Annotated in this window: 20 protein-coding genes; 18 read left to right on the top strand and 2 right to left on the bottom strand. The window is 67.5% G+C overall.

All coding sequences use genetic code 11. From position 1 onward, the window contains the following. The coding region (locus ACFXN1_RS07290; protein ID WP_379463520.1) for a DUF2277 family protein at positions 1 to 193 on the bottom strand (193 nt) is incomplete at its 3' end. 216 nt (positions 194 to 409) lie between these two features. On the opposite strand from ACFXN1_RS07290, the gene ACFXN1_RS07295 reads away from it, so the two are divergent. Continuing rightward, on the top strand, positions 410 to 1234 hold the full coding sequence (locus ACFXN1_RS07295; RefSeq protein WP_379393533.1) for a DUF1266 domain-containing protein: 825 nt from the start codon (positions 410 to 412) through the stop codon (positions 1232 to 1234). A gap of 57 nt (positions 1235 to 1291) precedes the next feature. Here ACFXN1_RS07295 and ACFXN1_RS07300 read toward each other — a convergent pair whose 3' ends face one another. Continuing rightward, complete coding sequence (locus tag ACFXN1_RS07300; protein WP_379435520.1) at positions 1292 to 2158, bottom strand: hypothetical protein; 867 nt, start codon at positions 2156 to 2158, stop codon at positions 1292 to 1294. A 368-nt stretch (positions 2159 to 2526) separates the two neighbouring features. Between ACFXN1_RS07300 and ftsH the strand changes: the two genes are divergently transcribed. The 17 genes from ftsH to ACFXN1_RS07385 all read left to right on the top strand — a co-directional run bounded on the left by ftsH (position 2527) and on the right by ACFXN1_RS07385 (position 17469). Then, positions 2527 to 4893, top strand: a complete 2367-nt coding sequence (gene ftsH, locus ACFXN1_RS07305) for an ATP-dependent zinc metalloprotease FtsH (protein WP_379435519.1) — start codon at positions 2527 to 2529, stop codon at positions 4891 to 4893. Positions 4894 to 5069: 176 nt separating this feature from the next. After that, the gene (gene folE / locus ACFXN1_RS07310) at positions 5070 to 5669 is read left to right on the top strand and encodes a GTP cyclohydrolase I FolE (RefSeq protein WP_364606530.1); all 600 of its coding nucleotides are present in this window, start codon (positions 5070 to 5072) and stop codon (positions 5667 to 5669) included. Positions 5670 to 5680: 11 nt separating this feature from the next. Continuing rightward, complete coding sequence (folP, locus tag ACFXN1_RS07315) at positions 5681 to 6610, top strand: dihydropteroate synthase (RefSeq protein WP_379435574.1); 930 nt, start codon at positions 5681 to 5683, stop codon at positions 6608 to 6610. Next, positions 6607 to 7023, top strand: a complete 417-nt coding sequence (folB, locus tag ACFXN1_RS07320) for a dihydroneopterin aldolase (RefSeq protein ID WP_379435517.1) — start codon at positions 6607 to 6609, stop codon at positions 7021 to 7023. Before folP ends, folB begins: the two co-directional genes overlap by 4 nt. Positions 7024 to 7027: 4 nt before the next feature. Further along, a complete protein-coding gene (gene folK, locus ACFXN1_RS07325; RefSeq protein ID WP_379393541.1) occupies positions 7028 to 7561 on the top strand; it encodes a 2-amino-4-hydroxy-6-hydroxymethyldihydropteridine diphosphokinase in 534 nt (177 codons plus the stop codon). Positions 7562 to 7577: 16 nt separating this feature from the next. Beyond that, positions 7578 to 8048, top strand: coding sequence for a DUF3180 domain-containing protein (locus ACFXN1_RS07330; RefSeq protein ID WP_354831436.1), 471 nt, complete (start codon positions 7578 to 7580; stop codon positions 8046 to 8048). Positions 8049 to 8117: 69 nt separating this feature from the next. Then, on the top strand, positions 8118 to 9164 hold the full coding sequence (locus ACFXN1_RS07335; protein ID WP_379435514.1) for a DUF6779 domain-containing protein: 1047 nt from the start codon (positions 8118 to 8120) through the stop codon (positions 9162 to 9164). 223 nt (positions 9165 to 9387) lie between these two features. Continuing rightward, complete coding sequence (locus tag ACFXN1_RS07340; protein ID WP_379435512.1) at positions 9388 to 10320, top strand: Rossmann-like and DUF2520 domain-containing protein; 933 nt, start codon at positions 9388 to 9390, stop codon at positions 10318 to 10320. 5 nt (positions 10321 to 10325) lie between these two features. Beyond that, on the top strand, positions 10326 to 11252 hold the full coding sequence (gene panC / locus ACFXN1_RS07345; protein WP_379435511.1) for a pantoate--beta-alanine ligase: 927 nt from the start codon (positions 10326 to 10328) through the stop codon (positions 11250 to 11252). Positions 11253 to 11265: 13 nt separating this feature from the next. Beyond that, on the top strand, positions 11266 to 11685 hold the full coding sequence (panD, locus tag ACFXN1_RS07350; protein ID WP_379435509.1) for an aspartate 1-decarboxylase: 420 nt from the start codon (positions 11266 to 11268) through the stop codon (positions 11683 to 11685). Between the two features lie 10 nt (positions 11686 to 11695). Beyond that, the gene (locus ACFXN1_RS07355; RefSeq protein WP_379383292.1) at positions 11696 to 12511 is read left to right on the top strand and encodes a type III pantothenate kinase; all 816 of its coding nucleotides are present in this window, start codon (positions 11696 to 11698) and stop codon (positions 12509 to 12511) included. Between the two features lie 193 nt (positions 12512 to 12704). Beyond that, positions 12705 to 13316, top strand: a complete 612-nt coding sequence (locus ACFXN1_RS07360) for a cysteine dioxygenase (protein ID WP_379435508.1) — start codon at positions 12705 to 12707, stop codon at positions 13314 to 13316. Positions 13317 to 13321: 5 nt separating this feature from the next. Continuing rightward, positions 13322 to 13744 carry a rhodanese-like domain-containing protein gene (locus ACFXN1_RS07365; protein WP_379393644.1) on the top strand — a complete coding sequence of 141 codons (423 nt, stop codon included), beginning with the start codon at positions 13322 to 13324 and terminating at the stop codon, positions 13742 to 13744. A 159-nt stretch (positions 13745 to 13903) separates the two neighbouring features. Next, positions 13904 to 15370, top strand: a complete 1467-nt coding sequence (gene lysS, locus ACFXN1_RS07370; RefSeq protein ID WP_379393645.1) for a lysine--tRNA ligase — start codon at positions 13904 to 13906, stop codon at positions 15368 to 15370. A gap of 116 nt (positions 15371 to 15486) precedes the next feature. After that, complete coding sequence (locus tag ACFXN1_RS07375) at positions 15487 to 15849, top strand: Lsr2 family protein (RefSeq protein ID WP_354831422.1); 363 nt, start codon at positions 15487 to 15489, stop codon at positions 15847 to 15849. A 191-nt stretch (positions 15850 to 16040) separates the two neighbouring features. Further along, positions 16041 to 16664 carry an FHA domain-containing protein gene (locus tag ACFXN1_RS07380; protein ID WP_040854285.1) on the top strand — a complete coding sequence of 208 codons (624 nt, stop codon included), beginning with the start codon at positions 16041 to 16043 and terminating at the stop codon, positions 16662 to 16664. 151 nt (positions 16665 to 16815) lie between these two features. Next, entirely contained in the window at positions 16816 to 17469 is a 654-nt protein-coding gene (locus tag ACFXN1_RS07385) for a DUF1772 domain-containing protein (RefSeq protein WP_379435506.1), read from the top strand. Positions 17470 to 17595 lie beyond the last annotated feature (126 nt).

Below are 17595 nucleotides of genomic sequence, written 5' to 3' on the forward strand. Positions count from 1 at the left end.
CCGGTAATTCCGCCAGCAATTGCGTGGTGGCCGCGGCAATGGCGGCCACCGCCTTGTCCACCGCGGCCTTGGTGGCCGTCGTCAATCCCGACACCCCACCGACTTTCCGTACGTATTCCTGTGCGGCGGCGTAGATTTCCTGCTCCGTGGCGGCCGGACTCAGCCCGCGGAGGAGGGTGATGTTCCCACTCATGCCCCCAGAGGTTAGCGCCCGATTACCCGCTGTGACAGGGCAAGATTCAGACAATTGCGTGAGTGTGTCGCGCAGCGCCCGCGAGGATGTCGCACAGTGGCCGCCGGAATTCCGAACCGAATGGTTTGCCGATTATTCGCACCCGACGCGGCCGGTGTGGCACACGCGATCGGCGAATAGCGGGCCACTCCAAGATCGATGGGGAACAATCGGGGTATGGCTGCCCGCGACGTGCCCACGCTGACGACTTTTCCGTACCCGGAGCTGGACCAGCGCGAGGACGATCACTGGTCCGGTGCGCAGGTCTCCGACGACGAACTGCGCGCCCTCGCGCTCGGCGGCTTCTACTCCTCCCGCTGGGACGCCTTCCACGACGCCCTGCTGCTCGGCCCCGAACGCGACCATCCCCTCGGCGATCGCCGCGAACTTGCCATCGACACCCTCACCGGCGCCTGGGGCATCACCGACGGCACCGAGGCCATGGCCTCGATGGAACAGCTGCTGGACGGTATGCACGGCCCGCTCTACGCGCTCGTGCATCCACTCGTCACGGCGGCCATCAACTCCCCTGAACGGGATCGCTTCGGTGAGCGCGCCGATCGGCATCGCGCGTTCCTCCGGCAGGTCGGCTCGTTCCGTGGCATGGAGAATCCGGAAGCGCTGGTCCGCGATTACGACATCTGGTCGCAGGCCATCAAACTCGGCCTCACCGACCATCTGGTGCGCCCGCTGCCCACCGACATCCAGGCCTGGGATCTGGCCCGCGTGGTCGCCGTCGCCCGCATGGCCTACACGGCGGGCTACCTCGACGCCGATGTCGCCTGGGACTACCTCATGCGCGCACTGCCCCCGGCCCAGCGGAAATACCGGAACTGGCGGCAATTCGGCGATGCCTATCTCGCCGGGTGGACCTACTGGCAGGCGTGCGAGGACCTCGCGGAACTGAAATCCGGTGGCGTGGACCGGCGGATGGAATTGCTGCGCCTGTGGATGCGCCCCACCAGTCCGTGGCGGCGTATCGCGCTGCAACCGGACGAATAAGTCGGTCGGGTTTGGGGGGCTCGACCCCCAAACCTTCTCACTCGATCCGCCCGGTGCTCAATCGGGCAGGGACCGGAGAATTCCGCGTCCGTACCGCTGGAACTGCGCATCGTCGACCATGCCGAGCGAATGCCGCTCGACCAGCAATTCCCATTCGGAGTACAGCTTCGCCACGCCCGGATCCGCCGGCCCGGCGGCGCCGTCGGCCACCTCGCGCTGGATGGCGAAATTCAAAGCGCTCGTTACCCGATCGGTGTCGGCCCGGTCGGTACCGGTGAAATGCCAGGTCAGATTGCCGTCGCTGACCTCGACGCCGTACTCGGCGAGCACGGCGCCCGGTGCCTCGGCGTCGTCGGTGGTGCGCGCCCACAGCAGGGTCGCCACCGGCAGCTCGTGGGCGAAACGCTTGCCCGAGCTCAACGAGACGAAGATCATCCGGGTGGTGGTGATCGCGAGCAGTCCGGTGGCCCGGGGCGCGGGCGCCTGCGCGGTGACGAGGGCGGTCTCCAGCACGTATTCGCCGGGGGTGACATAGCGCTGCAGCGCGGCGACGGCCGCCTTGGCGTCCCGCTTGGGCGCCATCCGGCGCACCGCGCGATCCACGTCCGCGCGGGCGGGCCCGCTGCGTCCCCAGGAGGGCGCGGGCGGGGTGAGGTCGGGGGCGGCCACGTCCAGTCGCTGGGTGGCCAGGATCTGATTGTTGATGCGCTCGACGATGACGGTGGCGGCGGGCACATCGTGCTCGGCGATGAGCACCGGCAGCGGGGTCCGGTCGGCGGGGACGCCGGTCAGGACGGGGGTCGGGTAGCGCAAATATATTTCGATGACGACGGCGTCATCGGCGCGCCGGTTCAAACGCACCTTGAGCAGGTCGCTTACCGGCACGTCGAGCACGCGCTCGCGGTCGGTTCCAGGCCGCAGCACCGTCAAACGCCCGTTGCCATGACGCACAATCGCTGTGGGTGTCCGTAGCTCGACTATGTCCATACCCCCTGCGCTCTGTTGTGTCGTCACTCACGATGAGACGACCATGCCATGATTGTGACCACTCGGTCCGACACCAGGGGGTGATCGACCCAGTGTGTTGCCGCAGATGGTCGGGGAACCACCCGCGTTCTCCAGCCGTTTACCTGTTGAACTGCACTAGCTGCCGAACTGCGCGATGTAACGACTAGACCGTACGCGGTAACGTGGCATGTCCGCATCCGTTCGCCGGAACGGGCGTGCCACGCAAGCATCGCAGGCAAACCGGATACACCCCCCGGAAAGGACTGGCCGCCGGCCGACGCTCTATGAACCGCAAGACTGTGTTCCGCAACCTGGCCATAGTCGCGGGCTTTCTGCTCGTGATCTGGTTGGTCAGCTATTTCAGCAACGACACGCGCGGCTGGCATAGCGTCGATACCTCGGTGGCGCTTTCCCAGCTCCAGGACAAGTCGAATGTCGATTCGGTCCAGATCGACGACAAAGAACAGCAACTGCGCATCACGCTGAAGAACGGCAATGATGCCACCAAGGGCGAGACCAAGCTCATCGCCAAGTATCCGGGCGGCGGCGAGGTGTCCGCGCAGGTCTTCAAGGCCGCGCAGGATTCCGGCGCCAAGGTCAACACCACTGTCAAGCAGGATTCCTGGCTGAGCCAGATTCTGCTGTTCATGCTGCCCATGGTGATTCTGCTGGGCTTGTTCATCTTCGTGATGGCGCGCATGCAGGGCGGCGGCCGCGGCGGCATGATGGGCTTCGGCAAGTCGAAGGCCAAGCTGCTGTCGAAGGACATGCCCAAGACCACCTTCCAGGATGTGGCGGGCGCCGACGAGGCCATCGAAGAGCTCTACGAGATCAAGGACTTCCTGCAGAACCCGGCCCGGTATCAGGCGCTGGGCGCGAAGATCCCCAAGGGCGTGCTGCTCTACGGCCCGCCCGGTACCGGTAAGACGTTGCTGGCCAAGGCCGTTGCCGGTGAGGCCGGGGTGCCGTTCTTCACCATCTCCGGTTCGGACTTCGTCGAGATGTTCGTCGGTGTCGGCGCCTCCCGCGTGCGCGACCTGTTCGATCAGGCCAAGCAGAACAGCCCCTGCATCATCTTCGTGGACGAGATCGACGCGGTCGGCCGCCAGCGTGGCGCCGGCCTGGGCGGCGGTCACGACGAGCGCGAGCAGACCCTGAACCAGCTGCTGGTGGAGATGGACGGCTTCGGTGAGCGCACCGGCGTCATCATCATGGCGGCCACCAACCGGCCCGACATCCTGGACCCGGCGCTGTTGCGCCCGGGCCGTTTCGACCGGCAGATCCCGGTCGGCAACCCGGACCTGAACGGCCGCCGCGCGATTCTGCAGGTGCACTCCAAGGGCAAGCCGATCGCGACCGACGCCGACCTGGAGGGTCTGGCCAAGCGCACCGTCGGCATGTCGGGTGCGGACCTGGCCAATGTGATCAACGAGGCCGCGCTGCTCACCGCGCGTGAACACGGCAATGTGATCACCGGTGCGGCCCTGGAGGAGTCGGTCGACCGTGTCATCGGCGGTCCCCGCCGCAAGTCGCGGGTGATCAGCGAGCACGAGAAGAAGATCACCGCCTACCACGAGGCCGGTCACACCCTGGCCGCCTGGGCGATGCCCGATATCGAGCCCGTCTACAAGGTCACCATCCTGGCCCGTGGCCGCACCGGCGGTCACGCGATGACGGTGCCCGAGGACGACAAGGGCCTGATGACCCGCTCGGAGATGATCGCCCGCCTGGTCATGGCCATGGGCGGCCGCGCGGCCGAGGAGCTGGTGTTCCACGAGCCGACCACGGGCGCCTCGTCCGATATCGACCAGGCCACCAAGATCGCGCGTGCGATGGTCACCGAGTACGGCATGAGCGCCCGCCTGGGCGCGGTCCGCTACGGCGAGGAGCAGGGCGACCCGTTCCTGGGCCGGTCCATGGGCATGGCCTCGGGCTACTCGCACGAGGTGGCGCGCGAGATCGACGAGGAGGTGCGCAACCTCATCGAGGCCGCGCACACCGAGGCGTGGGCGGTGCTCAACGAGTACCGCGACGAGCTGGACTCCCTGGCCACCGCGCTGCTGGAACGCGAGACCCTGCACCGCAAGGATCTCGAGGAAGTGCTGACGACGGTCGAAAAGCGGCCGCGCATCACGGCTTTCAACGATTTCGGTGACCGCACCCCGTCCGATCGCCCGCCGGTGAAGACCCCGCGTGAGCTGGCCGCCGAGCGCGGTGAGCCGTGGCCGGAGGAGAGCTCGCGGCCGTCGCATCCGGTGGTGCAGCCCGCCAACGGCTATCCGGAACCGGTCTACGGCTCCGCGCAGCCGCAGTACGGCGGTTATCCGGCACCCGCGCCGCAGGGCTATCCGCTGCCGCAGGCTCCGGCCTATCCGCGGCACGGTGCGCCGACGACGCACGGTTCGCGTCCGGACTACGGCGCCCCGGCCGGTTGGTCGGCGCCGGGCTGGCCGCCGCAGGAGGACGAGGCTCAGGCCCCGCAGCCGCGCGGCGCGTACGGCGGCTGGGCGCCCGCGGGCAACCAGCGCTATCAGCCGGGCGCCCAGTATCAGCCGGGCTACTCGCAGCCGGAGCATCAGGCCGCGCAGCCGGCGTCCGGGAATGACGAGGACGAGAAGAACGGTTGGGACGGACCGAACGGTCGTCGCTGACCGCGGTCCCGATAGGCTCAATGGGTTCGCGGCCCGCCTCGGGCGGTGTTCGGACGCTGGGTGAACGCCCCCGTCCGAATCCGCCCGAGTGGTTCGGCGACCGCGTCCAGGCCGCGTGTGCACGTGCGGCAAGTCAATACAGGAGGTGTCGATTGTCGGCCACCAACAATCGTGTCGTGTCCGGCCTGATCGCGCTCGACACCGGTCGACCGTTCGATCAGGACCGTGCGGAGGCTGCCGTGCGGGAGCTGCTGATCGCGGTCGGCGAGAACCCGGATCGCCCCGGGCTCGCCGAAACCCCGTCCCGGGTGGCTCGGGCCTACCGGGAGATGTTCGCCGGACTGTTCACCGATCCGTCCGAGGTGCTCAACACCACCTTCGAGGAGGGGCACCAGGAGCTGGTGCTGGTTCGCGACATTCCCATGTACTCGACCTGTGAGCACCACCTGGTGGCGTTCCACGGTGTCGCGCACGTCGGCTACATTCCGGGCCCGCACGGCCGGGTGACCGGACTGTCGAAGCTGGCCCGCCTGGTCGATCTGTACGCCAAGCGCCCGCAGGTGCAGGAGCGGCTGACCAGCCAGATCGCCGATGCGGTGATGGAGAAGCTGGATCCGCGCGGTGCCATCGTGGTGATCGAGGCCGAGCATCTGTGCATGGCGATGCGCGGTATCCGCAAGCCGGGCGCCTCCACCACCACCTCGGCGGTGCGCGGCATGCTGCAGACCAACGCCTCTTCTCGCGCGGAGGCCCTGGATCTCATTCTGCGAAAGTGAGCGCACCGACCATGGCCGAGAGCGGTACACGGGGGGCCAACCTGGTTGTTCCTCGTGGGGGCCGCTCGTGCGTGGTGATGGGCGTCGTGAACGTCACCAGCGACTCGTTCTCCGACGGCGGCCGCTACCTGGATCCGGGTCTGGCGGTGGCACACGGTCTCGAGCTGTACGAGATGGGCGCGGACATCATCGATGTCGGTGGCGAGTCCACCCGGCCCGGCGCGATTCGCATCGACCCGGAAACCGAAGCGGCGCGGGTGGTTCCGGTGATCCGGCAGCTGGCCGCGGCCGGGGTGCCGACGAGCGTGGACACCATGCGGGCGAGCGTGGCCGAGGCCGCCATCGCGGCGGGCGTGTCCATGGTCAATGACGTGTCGGGCGGGCGTGCCGACCCGAACATGGTGAAAGTTGTTGCGGCGACCAGGATCCCGTGGATCCTCATGCACTGGCGGGCCGAGGCGGACTACCGTCACGCCGGTCCCGCCGAGCAATACGACGATGTGGTGTCCAAGGTCTGGGAGGAGCTGAACGCGCAGGTCGAGTTCGCCCTCGCGGGCGGTGTCGACTTCGGGCAGCTGGTGCTGGACCCGGGCCTGGGCTTCGCCAAGAACGCCGACCACAACTGGGAGTTGCTGGGCGGCCTGTTCTATCGCATCACCGAGATGATGGACGCGGGCCTGCCGATCCTGATCGGGGCCTCCCGCAAGCGTTTCCTCGGCGGCCTGCTGGCCGATGCCGAGGGCCCGCGCCCGCCGGACGGCCGCGAGGTCGCCACGGCCACGATTTCCGCCCTGGCCGCCGAGCACGGCGCCTGGGGTGTGCGGGTGCACGATGTCCGATCGTCGCTGGACGCCATCGCGGTGGTCGACGCGACCACGAATGCGGCCCGGCGCCTGCGGGAGCGGTATGTACGGGAGCGGGAGATGGGGGAGCGGCTGTGAGCATCGATCGCGCCGGATCGCCGGGTGACCGCATCGAATTGCCGGGTGACCGTATCGAATTGCGCGGGCTGCGCGTCTTCGGCCATCACGGTGTCTTCGACTTCGAGAAGCGTGACGGCCAGGAGTTCGTCGTGGATCTGACGCTGTGGACGGATTTCACCGCCGCCGCGAAGTCGGACGACATCGCGGACACCGTCCACTACGGTGAGCTGGCCGAGCAGGTGGTGCAGATCGTGGCCGGGGAGCCGAAGGATCTGATCGAGACGGTGGTCTCGGCGATCGCCGACGAGGTGATGGCCGATCCGCGCATCCAGGCCGTGGAAGTGGTGCTGCACAAGCCTTTTGCGCCGATTCCACATACCTTCGAAGACGTCCGTGTAGTCACGTCCCGTCGTCGCGAACCGGAGGAGTAGAGCGGTGACCCGCGTTGTCCTGTCGATCGGATCCAATCTCGGTGACCGGCTGGCGCATCTGCGCAGTGTCGTGGAGGCGCTGGGCCCGCGCGTGGTGGCGGTCTCGTCGGTGTACTCGACCCCGCCGTGGGGCGGGGTGCCGCAGCAGGACTACCTGAATGCCGTGCTGGTGGCCGAGGATGCGGCCATGGAGCCCTCGGACTGGCTACGCCTGGGTCAGGAGCTGGAGCAGGCCGCGGGCCGGATCCGGGAAGTCCGCTGGGGCGCACGCACTCTCGATGTGGACGTGGTGCAGGCCGAGTCGCGCCGCCGCGACGGCCGGGTGGTGGTGCGCAGCCTGGATCCGGTGCTGACGCTGCCGCATCCGCAGGCCCACCATCGCGCGTTCGTGCTGGTGCCGTGGCTGGAGATCGATCCCGATGCGGAGCTGGAGGCGACCGGCGCGCTGCGCACGCTGCGAGAGTGGCTGTCCGCCTTGGATTCCGCCGAGGTGAGCGGGGTGCGCCGCACCGAGCTGACGCTGGGCTGGACGCCGTGACGCCGGAGCTGCTGCGGTGAAGCCGACCCGCATTCTCGATCTGTGTGCGAATGTGCTGCTGGCGGCGATCGTGGCCTGGGTCGCCACCAATATGGCGTATTCGAGTTTCCCGCCGATCTCGGTGTTCTCGGGCGCCTCGCTGTTGCCGGTGGCGCTGCTCGAGGCGGTGCTGGCCTTCGTGATTCGGCAGCGTAAGGAGAATCACGGGATCGGTCCCGGTTCGGGGCAGCTGCATGCGATCACGGCGGCCCGGGCGGTGGCGCTGGCGAAGGCGTCGGCGCAGGTGGGGTCGCTGGTGGGCGGGATCTGGCTGGGTTTCCTGGTGTGGCTGCTCATGCAGCGCTCGGATCTGCGTGCGGCGGCTTCGGATACGCCGGGCGCGGTGGTGGGTCTGCTGGGCGGGGTGGCCCTGGTGGCCGCGGCCCTGTGGCTGGAGTATTGCTGCCGCGCTCCCATTGAACCGCCCGATGAGGCAGCTACTTCATAGCTAACGGATTGGCACTGATCATCCCCAAGGTGGGGACCACACTCCCGAGATCAAGCTACGCTGGCGGACATGGTTTCACCCTCCCGTAGCAGTGCTTCCCGTCGCCGCCGGGAGGATGCGGGAAAGTTCTTCACCGGCTTTCTGCTTCTCCTCGGACTGGTTGCCAGCGTTTTCCTGGTCTTCAGTGACAACCTCCACCTGATCCGGGTGGGCCTGGTCGCGGCCCTCTGGGCGGCCGCCATCGGCGCGCTCGCTGCCACCCGTTATCGCAGGGAGGCGGCCGTCGACAAGGCAAAAGTGGGTGACCTCCAGAAGGTCTACCAACTGCAGCTGGAGCGCGAGGTTGCTGCCCGCCGCGAATACGAGCTCGGCGTGGAGACCCGGGTCCGCCACGAGGTGGGCGCCGACGCCGCGGAGATGGCCGCGCTGCGTGCCGAACTCACGGTCCTGCGCGAGAGCCTGCAGCGTCTGTTCGACGGCGATCTGCCCTCCGAGCGTCCGGCCCTGCGTGCGGATGCCGTTCGGGTCCAAGAACTTCCGAGCAGCGAGGCCGGTTCGGCCCCAGAGACGGCGAACGATAACTGGCCGGACGCGGATCCCTGGGACCCGTGGTCGTCCCCCGACCAGGCCGAGGACGACGACGACCCGCGCGCCCGCATGGCCCCGAAGTTCGATCCCGCGCACCCCGAACCGCCGGCCTTCGCCACCCCCTTCGACGACCCGGTCACCGCCGAGACGTCGATCATCACCGACGCCATGCGCCAGGACTACGAGGCCGAACGGGCCGCCGCCGAACCGGATTCACCCACCCCGCCCCCGAACCCGGAGGCCGCCAACGAATCCGCCGCCGCCTCCGCGGCCAACGGCAATGCCGGCACCAACGGCAGCGCGCCCACCAATGGCAATGCCGCCACCAATGGCAACGCCGCTGCCAACGGCACCGCCACCAACGGCCCCGTCCCGCGCTTGACCCCCGACCCCACCCCCTCGGCCCCGGTGGGCCGGGCCACCGCTCGCCGCCGCCGCCGCTCCGAGGACGACGCCGGCGCCGAAGGCACCCACCGCCTCTCGGTCGCCGAGATCATGGCCAATCTCAAGTCCGAGAACAGCAACTGACCGAAAGTCCACCGGGGATTCGGGGCAGCGCCCCCGAGAAGCCCGAGGGCGTTCAGGCGCGGACCCCCGAGAGTCGCGAGGGGGTGCGGGGGCGGAGCCCCTGAGAGTCGCGAGAGTTGCCTATCCCACAGTGGGTAGCTCTGGCGAATCGGCGGCGATATCCTCGCTCGAGTAACGTCCGGTACCCGCAAGGCGGGACTGGAACGACTTTCGAGAGGACAAAGTGACCTCGGACAAGGATGTCTGCGGGACCGATCCTGCGCCTGCACGCTTGACGGTGGGAATCGTCTCGGCGGGACGCGTCGGATCCGCGCTGGGTGTGGCACTGGAGCGTGCCGGTCATGTCGTATTCGGGGTGTCCGCGATTTCGGATGCCTCGGTGCGTCGTGCCACCACGCGCCTGCCGGATTCCCGCATCCTGCCCGCCGAGGAGGTGGCCGGCCGCAGTGAGCTGCTGATTCTCGCGGTGCCCGACAGTGAATTGCCGGGTCTGGTCGCGGGTTTGGCGGCCGCGACCGCGGTGCGCGCGGGCACCATCGTGGTGCACACGTCCGGTGCGAACGGGGTCGGCGTGCTGGCGCCGTTGACCGCACTGGGCACGCTGCCGCTGGCGATTCATCCGGCCATGACGTTCACGGGACACGACGAGGATGTGGCCCGCCTGGCCAATGCCTGCTTCGGCGTGACCGCCGCCGACGACATCGGCTATGCCATCGGGCAGTCGCTGGTGATCGAGATGGGCGGCGAGCCGGTGCGGGTCGCGGAGGAGAACCGCACCCTCTATCACGCGGCTCTCGCACACGGCAGCAACCATCTGGTGACCTTGATCCTGGATGCGGTCGAGGCGTTGCGCGCCGCGCTGTCCGGTCCGGGTCTGCTGGGTCAGCAGACGGTCGACGATCAGCCGAACGGCCTGGCCGAGCGCATGCTCGCGCCGCTGGCCTCGGCCGCCCTCGACAATGCCCTGCGCCGCGGCCCCGCCGCGTTGACGGGTCCGGTGGCGCGCGGCGATGTGGCCGCGGTGGCCGCGCATCTGGACGCTCTCGAAGCCCTGAATCCCCGGCTGGCCGCGGGCTATCGCGCCCTGTCGCTGCGTTCGGCCGAGCGCGCCAAGACCAATCCCGCCCTGATCGATCTGCTGGAGAAAGGACACTGACGCCCATGGACCCCAAGCTGATTGGCACATACAAGCGCGGCGAGCTGACCGTGCTGCACGATCCGGCCGTCATGACCAAGGTCGTGAAGGCGCTGCGGTCGGTGGGCCGCCGGATCGCGCTGGTGCCGACCATGGGCGCGCTGCACGAGGGCCATCTGGAGCTGGTGCGGCTGGCGAAGCTGACCAACACCACGGTCATCGTGTCGATCTTCGTGAACCCGCTGCAGTTCGGCGCGAACGAGGATCTCGACAAGTACCCGCGCACCCTGGACGCGGATGTGGAACTGCTGCGCGGCGAGGGCGTGGAGCTGGTGTTCGCGCCGAGCGCGAAGGACATGTACCCGTTCGGCACCCGCACCACGGTGCAGGCCGGTGCCTACGGCGACATCCTCGAGGGCGCGACCCGCCCGGGCCACTTCTCCGGTGTGCTGACCGTCGTGTCGAAGCTCTTCAATATCTGCATGCCGCACGAGGCGTTCTTCGGCGAGAAGGACTACCAGCAGCTGGCGCTGATCCGGCAGATGGTCGTCGACCTGAACATGGACCTGAAGATCGTGCCGGCGGCGACCGTCCGGGAGGCGGACGGTCTGGCCAAGTCCTCCCGCAACCGCTACCTGAGCGCGGAGGAGCGCGAGCTGGCCACCGCCCTGTCGGCGGCGCTGCTGGCCGGCCGGCACGCGGCGGGCCGGGGTCCGGAGGCCGTGCTGGAGACCGCGCAGTCGGTGCTGGATCTCGCGCCGGACATCCAGGTCGACTATCTGGCCCTGCGGGGTGCGGACTTCTCCGAACAGTGGCCGACCGGCAATGCCCGGCTGCTGGTCGCGGCCCGGGTCGGCACCACCCGCCTGATCGACAACATGCCCGTCTCCATCGGCAAGCCGCTCGATGGCCACCCCACTGCCCCCGATCAGCCTGCCCAGGCAGCTCTCTAGGAAGGCGACGACGATGTTGCGCACCATGATGACGTCGAAGATCCACCGCGCCACGGTGACTCACGCCGACCTGCACTACGTGGGTTCGGTGACGGTGGACCAGGACCTGCTCGATGCCGCCGACCTGCTCGAGGGCGAGAAGGTCAGCATTGTCGACATCACCAACGGGGCCCGCCTCGAGACCTATGTGATCGCCGGCCAGCGCGGTTCCGGCGTGATCGGAATCAACGGCGCCGCAGCGCATCTCGTACATCCCGGCGACCTGGTCATCCTGATCGCCTACGGCATGATGGACGAGGCCGAGCTGCAGAACTACGCCCCGAACGTGGTCTTCGTCGATGAGCGCAATCGCCCGATCGAGCTGGGCACCGATCCGGCGCACGCCCCGGAGGGGTCCGACCTGATCTCGCCGCGTTCGCTCTCGCTGGCCTGAGCGGCGGGCCATGCTGCTGACCATCGATGTCCGCAACACCAGCATCGAGCTGGGCCTGTTCTCCGGCAGCGGAGACCACGCGAAGCTGGTGCGGCACTGGCGGATGCACACCAATCCGCTGCTGACCGCGGACGAATTCGCGCTGCAGGTGCGCGGCCTGATCGGCGCGGACGCCGAACAGGTGGTGGGCGTCGCGGCGCTGTCCACGGTGCCGCCGGTGCTGCGCGAGCTGCGTGAAATGCTGTCCCGCTATTGGGCTCATGTCCCGCACGTGCTGGTGGAACCCGGTGTGCGCACGGGTATTCCGCTGCTGGTCGACAATCCCAAGGAGGTCGGTGCGGACCGCATCGTGAATTGTCTTGCGGCATATCACCGTTTCCACTCGCCGGCCATCGTGGTGGATTTCGGGACGGCCATCTGTGTGGATCTGGTGTCGGCCAAGGGGGAATTCCTCGGCGGCAGTATCGCGCCCGGGGTGGAGATTTCCACCGAGGCGCTGATCGCCCGCAGTGCGCTGCGCCGTGCGGAGCTGACTCGCCCGCGGTCGGTGGTGGGCAAGAACAGCATGGAGTGCCTGCAGTCGGGCGCCATTTTCGGTTTCGCGGGCCTGGTGGACGGCCTGATCGATCGCATTCGCGATATCGACGCCTTCTCCGGCGACGATGTGGCGGTGGTGGCGACGGGCGCGACCGCGCCGCTGATCGTGCCGGAGTCGGAGACCATCGAGCATCACGAGCCGCATCTGACACTCGACGGCCTGCGCCTGGTCTACGAGCGCAATCAGCAGCGCCGGACCCGGCCCGAGCCCAGCGCCGCCCGGCCCTGAACAGACCGGGTGGAATAAAAGTGACGCAGTCGTCGCCGGGAGCCCCTGGTGATTCCCGGCGAACCGCTGTTAGACTCGCCGACGTGTATTTCCGTGTGAGCACCCAGGAGTGTTGTCGAGGCTGATTCGCCTCGACGGTCGTCGAGGCTTCGTATAGCCCCCGACCACAAACACACTTCTTGGAGTTTCGCTCATGCGTTCCTCTGTTTTTTCCCTTCCTGTCGATACCCGCGCCACCGCCTCGCCGCTCCTGCCCGAGGTCACCGAGCGGGCCACCGCCTCCGCCCTGCCGACCCGGCTGCGTCCGGCCGACCTGCTGCGCCTGACCGATGAGGGCGCCCAGGACGTGCTGGAGGGCCGCTACGACCACCTGCTGCCCGACGGCGGCCTGTGGCCCACCGAAAACCGCTGGGCCACAAGGCTTGTCGCCGATGACGAGGTGGACATCTGGCTGATCAGCTGGGTCGAGGGCAAGTACACCGAACTACACGACCACGCCGGCTCGCTGGGAGCGCTGACCGTGCTCTCCGGCGCGCTGTCGGAATATCGCTGGAACGGCCGGGACCTGCGCCGCCGCACCCTCACCGCGGGTGATCAGGCCTCTTTCCCGCTCGGCTGGGTGCACGACGTGGTGCGTGCCCCCGAGGCGGAGGCCGGCATCACCGGCCCGCTGAATCCGACTCTGAGCGTGCACGCCTATTCCCCGCCGCTGACGGCCATGTCCTATTACGAGGTCACCGGCCACGGCACCCTGCGGCGCACCCGTTCCGTCCTCACCGACCAGCCCGAAGGCGAACTCGAATGACCCACATGACGATCGACGGCATGCTCGCCCAGGCCCGCGGGCAGCTGAGTCGCCTGCTTCCGATCGAAATCCCGCAGGCCATCGCCCGCGGCGCGATTCTGGTGGATATTCGCCCGCAGGCGCAGCGGATGCGCGAGGGCACCCTGCCGGGCGCGCTGGTGATCGAGCGAAATGTCCTGGAATGGCGTTTGGATCCGTCGAGTTCCGCGCGTCTGGCCATGGCAGAGCACCACGACATGGAATGGATCATCGTCTGCTCGGAGGGATACACCTCGAGCCTGGCCGCCGCCTCCCTGCAACAGCTGGGCCTGCGCCGCGCCACCGATCTCGAGGGCGGATATCAGGCCTTGAAAGCGGCGGGCCTGCTGACCGTCGCGGCCACTGCCCCGCACTTCGAACGCGAGGTCGCGACCCTCGCCTGGCTGTAGCCGAAGCGGCAGGGAGGCGGTGGAAAAAAGAAATTCCACCGCAGGATAGTCTTGAGACCCGTGAGCACCTCCACTCCTTCTTCTCCCTCGAGCAACCCCGTTCCTGCTGGGCAAAAGCGTGCCGCGGCGGCCCCCGTGGAGCATGACGTTCCCGAGCAGATGCGGATTCGCCGCGAGAAGCGCGAGCGGTTGCTCGGGGAGGGCCGTGAGGCCTATCCGGTGGTGGTGAACCGCACCCACACCCTCGGTGAAATTCGCGAGGCATACCCGGATCTGGCGGCCGATACCCAGACCGGCCAGACGGTCGGGATTGCGGGGCGCGTCATTTTCGTCCGAAATACCGGCAAACTGTGTTTCGCCACCCTGCAGGAGGGCGACGGCACCAAGCTGCAGGCGATGATCAGCCTCAATGGTGTCGGCGCGGAGTCGCTGGCGGCCTGGAAGTCCGATGTCGACCTGGGTGACTTCGTGTACGTGCACGGCGAGGTGATCGCCTCGCGCACGGGCGAATTGAGTGTGATGGCCGATACGTGGGAGATGGCGGCGAAGTCGCTGCGCCCGCTGCCGGTGGCCCACAAGGAGATGGGCGAGGAATCGCGCGTCCGCCAGCGCTATGTCGACCTGATCCTGCGCCCGGAGGCCCGCGAGATGGCCCGCACCCGCGTCGCGGCCGTGCGCGCGCTGCGAAATGCGTTGGAGCGCAGAGGTTTCCTCGAGGTCGAGACCCCGATGCTGCAGACCATTCACGGCGGCGCCGCGGCCCGTCCGTTCGCCACGCACTCGAACGCGCTCGATATGGAGCTGTTCCTGCGCATCGCTCCGGAGCTGTTCCTGAAGCGTTGCGTGGTCGGCGGCATCGAGAAGGTCTTCGAGATCAACCGGAACTTCCGCAACGAGGGCGCGGACTCGACCCATTCGCCCGAGTTCGCAATGCTGGAAACCTACGAGGCGTACGGCACCTACGACGATTCCGCCACGATGATGCGGGAATTGATCCAGGAAGTCGCGCAGGAGGTCTACGGCACGCAGGTCGTGACGCTCGCCGACGGCACCGAATACGATCTGTCCGGCGAGTGGGCGACGGTGGAGATGTACCCGTCGCTGTCGGAGTCGATCGGTACCGAGGTCACCCCGGAAACGTCGGTCGAGGAATTGCTGGCACTCGCGGACCGGGTCGGGCTGGAAATTCCGGAGGGCAAGGGCTACGGGCACGGCAAACTGGTCGAGGAACTGTGGGAGCACGTCTACGGTGACAAGCTGTACGCGCCGACTTTCGTACGGGACTTCCCGGTCGAGACATCGCCGCTGACGCGCCAGCATCGGAGCAAGCCCGGGGTTACCGAGAAGTGGGACCTGTACGTGCGCGGCTTCGAACTGGCCACCGGCTATTCCGAACTCGTGGATCCGGTGATCCAGCGGGACCGTTTCATGGATCAGGCGCGTTTGGCCGCGGCCGGTGACGAGGAGGCCATGCGCCTGGACGAGGACTTCCTCACCGCGATGGAGCACGGTATGCCTCCCACAACCGGAACGGGTATGGGTATCGATCGTTTGCTGATGGCCCTGACTGGCCTGGGAATCCGGGAAACGATACTCTTTCCAATTGTGCGTCCGGCAGCCCGATAGTTCTCCGGATTGCATTTCCGGGGCCTGTTCTGGGACTATCGGAATTAGCGGTATTCTGGCGTCGGGTAATCGGCCTGACTATGCGGGTCGCACGATTTCGAGAGGACGTTCATCTCATGGCAAAGAAGGTCACCGTTAGCTTGATCGACGATGTCGACGGTGAGTCCATCGCGGACGAGACCATCGAGTTCGCAATCGATGGCGTCTCGTACGAGATCGACTTGTCGACGGAGAATGCGGCCAAGCTGCGGGAGGGTCTGGACAGTTGGGTTTCGGCCGCTCGGCGTGTGAGTGGCCGGCGTCGTACCAAGGTGGCCGGTGCTCCGGCCGCGGGCCCGAAGAACCGGGTGTCGATCGATCGCGAACAAAGCGCGGCCATTCGCGAATGGGCGCGCCGGAATGGTCACAAGGTGTCCGCTCGTGGTCGTATCTCGGCTGACATCACCGAGGCTTACAACAAGGCCGCTGCTAAGAACTAGTTGTCCGACTAGTCGCCGATTCGACTGCCGTCCGGGTGTTTCGTGCGTGCCCGGGCGGCAGTGGTTTTCTTCATACGCTTTGCGTATAACCGGAGGATCGACTGCGATCTTGCTAGTGCCGGGGAGGCCAGGCACCATTGAAACGTGCGGACGATGTCACTGGCTGGAAGTAGAGAAGAGGTATCGGCGCAGTGACCGCTTTCCACGGTTCCTTCCTCCGGGTCAAGGATCAAGAGGGACGTCAGCATGAGCTGATGCTGTCCCCGGACCAGCCGCGAATCACCATCGGGCGATCGCCTCAGGCCGACCTGTCCCTGTTCTGGGATGTCGAGGTGTCGCGGCTGCACGCGACCGCCGAGTACCTCGGCGCACACTGGACCATCGTCGACGACGGCCTTTCCCGCAACGGCACTTTCGTCAACGGGGATCGCCTGGTCGGCCGCCATCGCCTGCAGCCGGGGGACGTCATCCGGATGGGCACCTCGCGGGTCACCTTCCACGACTTCAGCGGCGCCGCAGGCGATGTCACGCAGACCTCCACCGGCGGGCTGCCGACGCTGCGCTCGCTCACCGAAACCCAGCGGTCGGTATTGATCGCGCTCTGCCGGCCGCTGCGGAGCAATGACGGGTTCGCCTCACCCGCCTCCAACCAGCAGATCGCGGCGGAGCTCTTCCTCAGCGTCGACGCCATCAAGACCCACCTCCGCGCGCTGTTCGCGAAGTTCGGTGTCGAGGACCTCCCGCAGAACCAGAAGCGGGTCCGCCTCGCCAACCTGGCCATGCAGTCCGGCGTCATCTCCGAACGCGACCTCTGATTCGCCGATCCTGGTACTGCCCGTGCCTGTTGGACCCCTGCGCATGCGTGCGAGCTTCTGAGCCATGGGTTTCCGTGCCCGTCGGCGATTGACTGGATGTAGTCGATCACCCGGGAGGAACACGGGTGGCAGATCCAGTCAGGAGAGAACCATGTTCGCATTCCGCACCGCCGCGCTGGTGGCGGCGACGCTGACCACCGGACTGATCGCCGGGGTGTTCTACGCCTACGCGACCTCGGTGATGACGGCCCTGGGCCAGTCCGACGACCGCACCTTCATCGATGTCATGCAGAAGATCAACGTGGTCATCATCAATCCGTGGTTCATGCTCGGATTCATGGGCACGGTCGGCTTCACCGTGCTGGCCGCGGCCCTGCACCTGGGCAAGGACAACCGCACCACGCTGATCTGGATCGGGGTCGCGCTGGCCCTCAATGTGATCGCCTTCTGCGTCACCTCGGGCCTGAACGTGCCGCTCAACAATCAGCTGGCCAATGCCGGTGACGTCGGGCAGATCCCGGATCTGGCGGCGGTGCGCTCGCAGTTCGAAAGCTCGTGGGTGGCTTGGAATATCGTCCGCGCGGTGCTCCACACGCTCGCGTTCCTGGTGCTGACGGGCGCGCTGTTCGTGGCCGGCGTGCAGCATGCCAAGGCGAGCGCGGCCGCCGTGGTCACCACCGTCGCGCCCACCGCGCAGCCGGGCTTCCCGCCGGCGCCGGGCGTGTACTCGGCTCCGGCCGCGTGGTCCGCTCCGGCGCAGCAGGCTTTCCCGGCCCAGCCCGGATTCGCCTCCGGTCAGCAGTAGTTCGGTCCGATTCCGGCGGTGGGGGGGACCCCAGAGGCGGCCTCCCCAACCACCCTCAGGGCCCCGCCCCCACCATTTTTCTTTCCCCCCAACAAATTTCCAAACCTCCCCCCCCATAACCCACCC

It is taken from the genome of Nocardia sp. NPDC059154, assembly GCF_042755705.1.
Lineage (GTDB): Bacteria > Actinomycetota > Actinomycetes > Mycobacteriales > Mycobacteriaceae > Nocardia.

Excerpts from the sequence above, each read along its gene's own strand:
- ACFXN1_RS07295 (WP_379393533.1), top strand. The coding sequence starts at position 410 with ATGGCTGCCCGCGACGTGCCCACGCTGACGACTTTTCCGTACCCGGAG.
- ftsH (WP_379435519.1), top strand. The coding sequence starts at position 2,527 with ATGAACCGCAAGACTGTGTTCCGCAACCTGGCCATAGTCGCGGGCTTT.
- folP (WP_379435574.1), top strand. The coding sequence starts at position 5,681 with ATGGCCGAGAGCGGTACACGGGGGGCCAACCTGGTTGTTCCTCGTGGG.
- ACFXN1_RS07335 (WP_379435514.1), top strand. The coding sequence starts at position 8,118 with ATGGTTTCACCCTCCCGTAGCAGTGCTTCCCGTCGCCGCCGGGAGGAT.
- panC (WP_379435511.1), top strand. The coding sequence starts at position 10,326 with ATGGACCCCAAGCTGATTGGCACATACAAGCGCGGCGAGCTGACCGTG.
- panD (WP_379435509.1), top strand. The coding sequence starts at position 11,266 with ATGTTGCGCACCATGATGACGTCGAAGATCCACCGCGCCACGGTGACT.
- ACFXN1_RS07355 (WP_379383292.1), top strand. The coding sequence starts at position 11,696 with ATGCTGCTGACCATCGATGTCCGCAACACCAGCATCGAGCTGGGCCTG.
- ACFXN1_RS07360 (WP_379435508.1), top strand. The coding sequence starts at position 12,705 with ATGCGTTCCTCTGTTTTTTCCCTTCCTGTCGATACCCGCGCCACCGCC.
- ACFXN1_RS07365 (WP_379393644.1), top strand. The coding sequence starts at position 13,322 with ATGACGATCGACGGCATGCTCGCCCAGGCCCGCGGGCAGCTGAGTCGC.
- lysS (WP_379393645.1), top strand. The coding sequence starts at position 13,904 with ATGCGGATTCGCCGCGAGAAGCGCGAGCGGTTGCTCGGGGAGGGCCGT.
- ACFXN1_RS07375 (WP_354831422.1), top strand. The coding sequence starts at position 15,487 with ATGGCAAAGAAGGTCACCGTTAGCTTGATCGACGATGTCGACGGTGAG.
- ACFXN1_RS07385 (WP_379435506.1), top strand. The coding sequence starts at position 16,816 with ATGTTCGCATTCCGCACCGCCGCGCTGGTGGCGGCGACGCTGACCACC.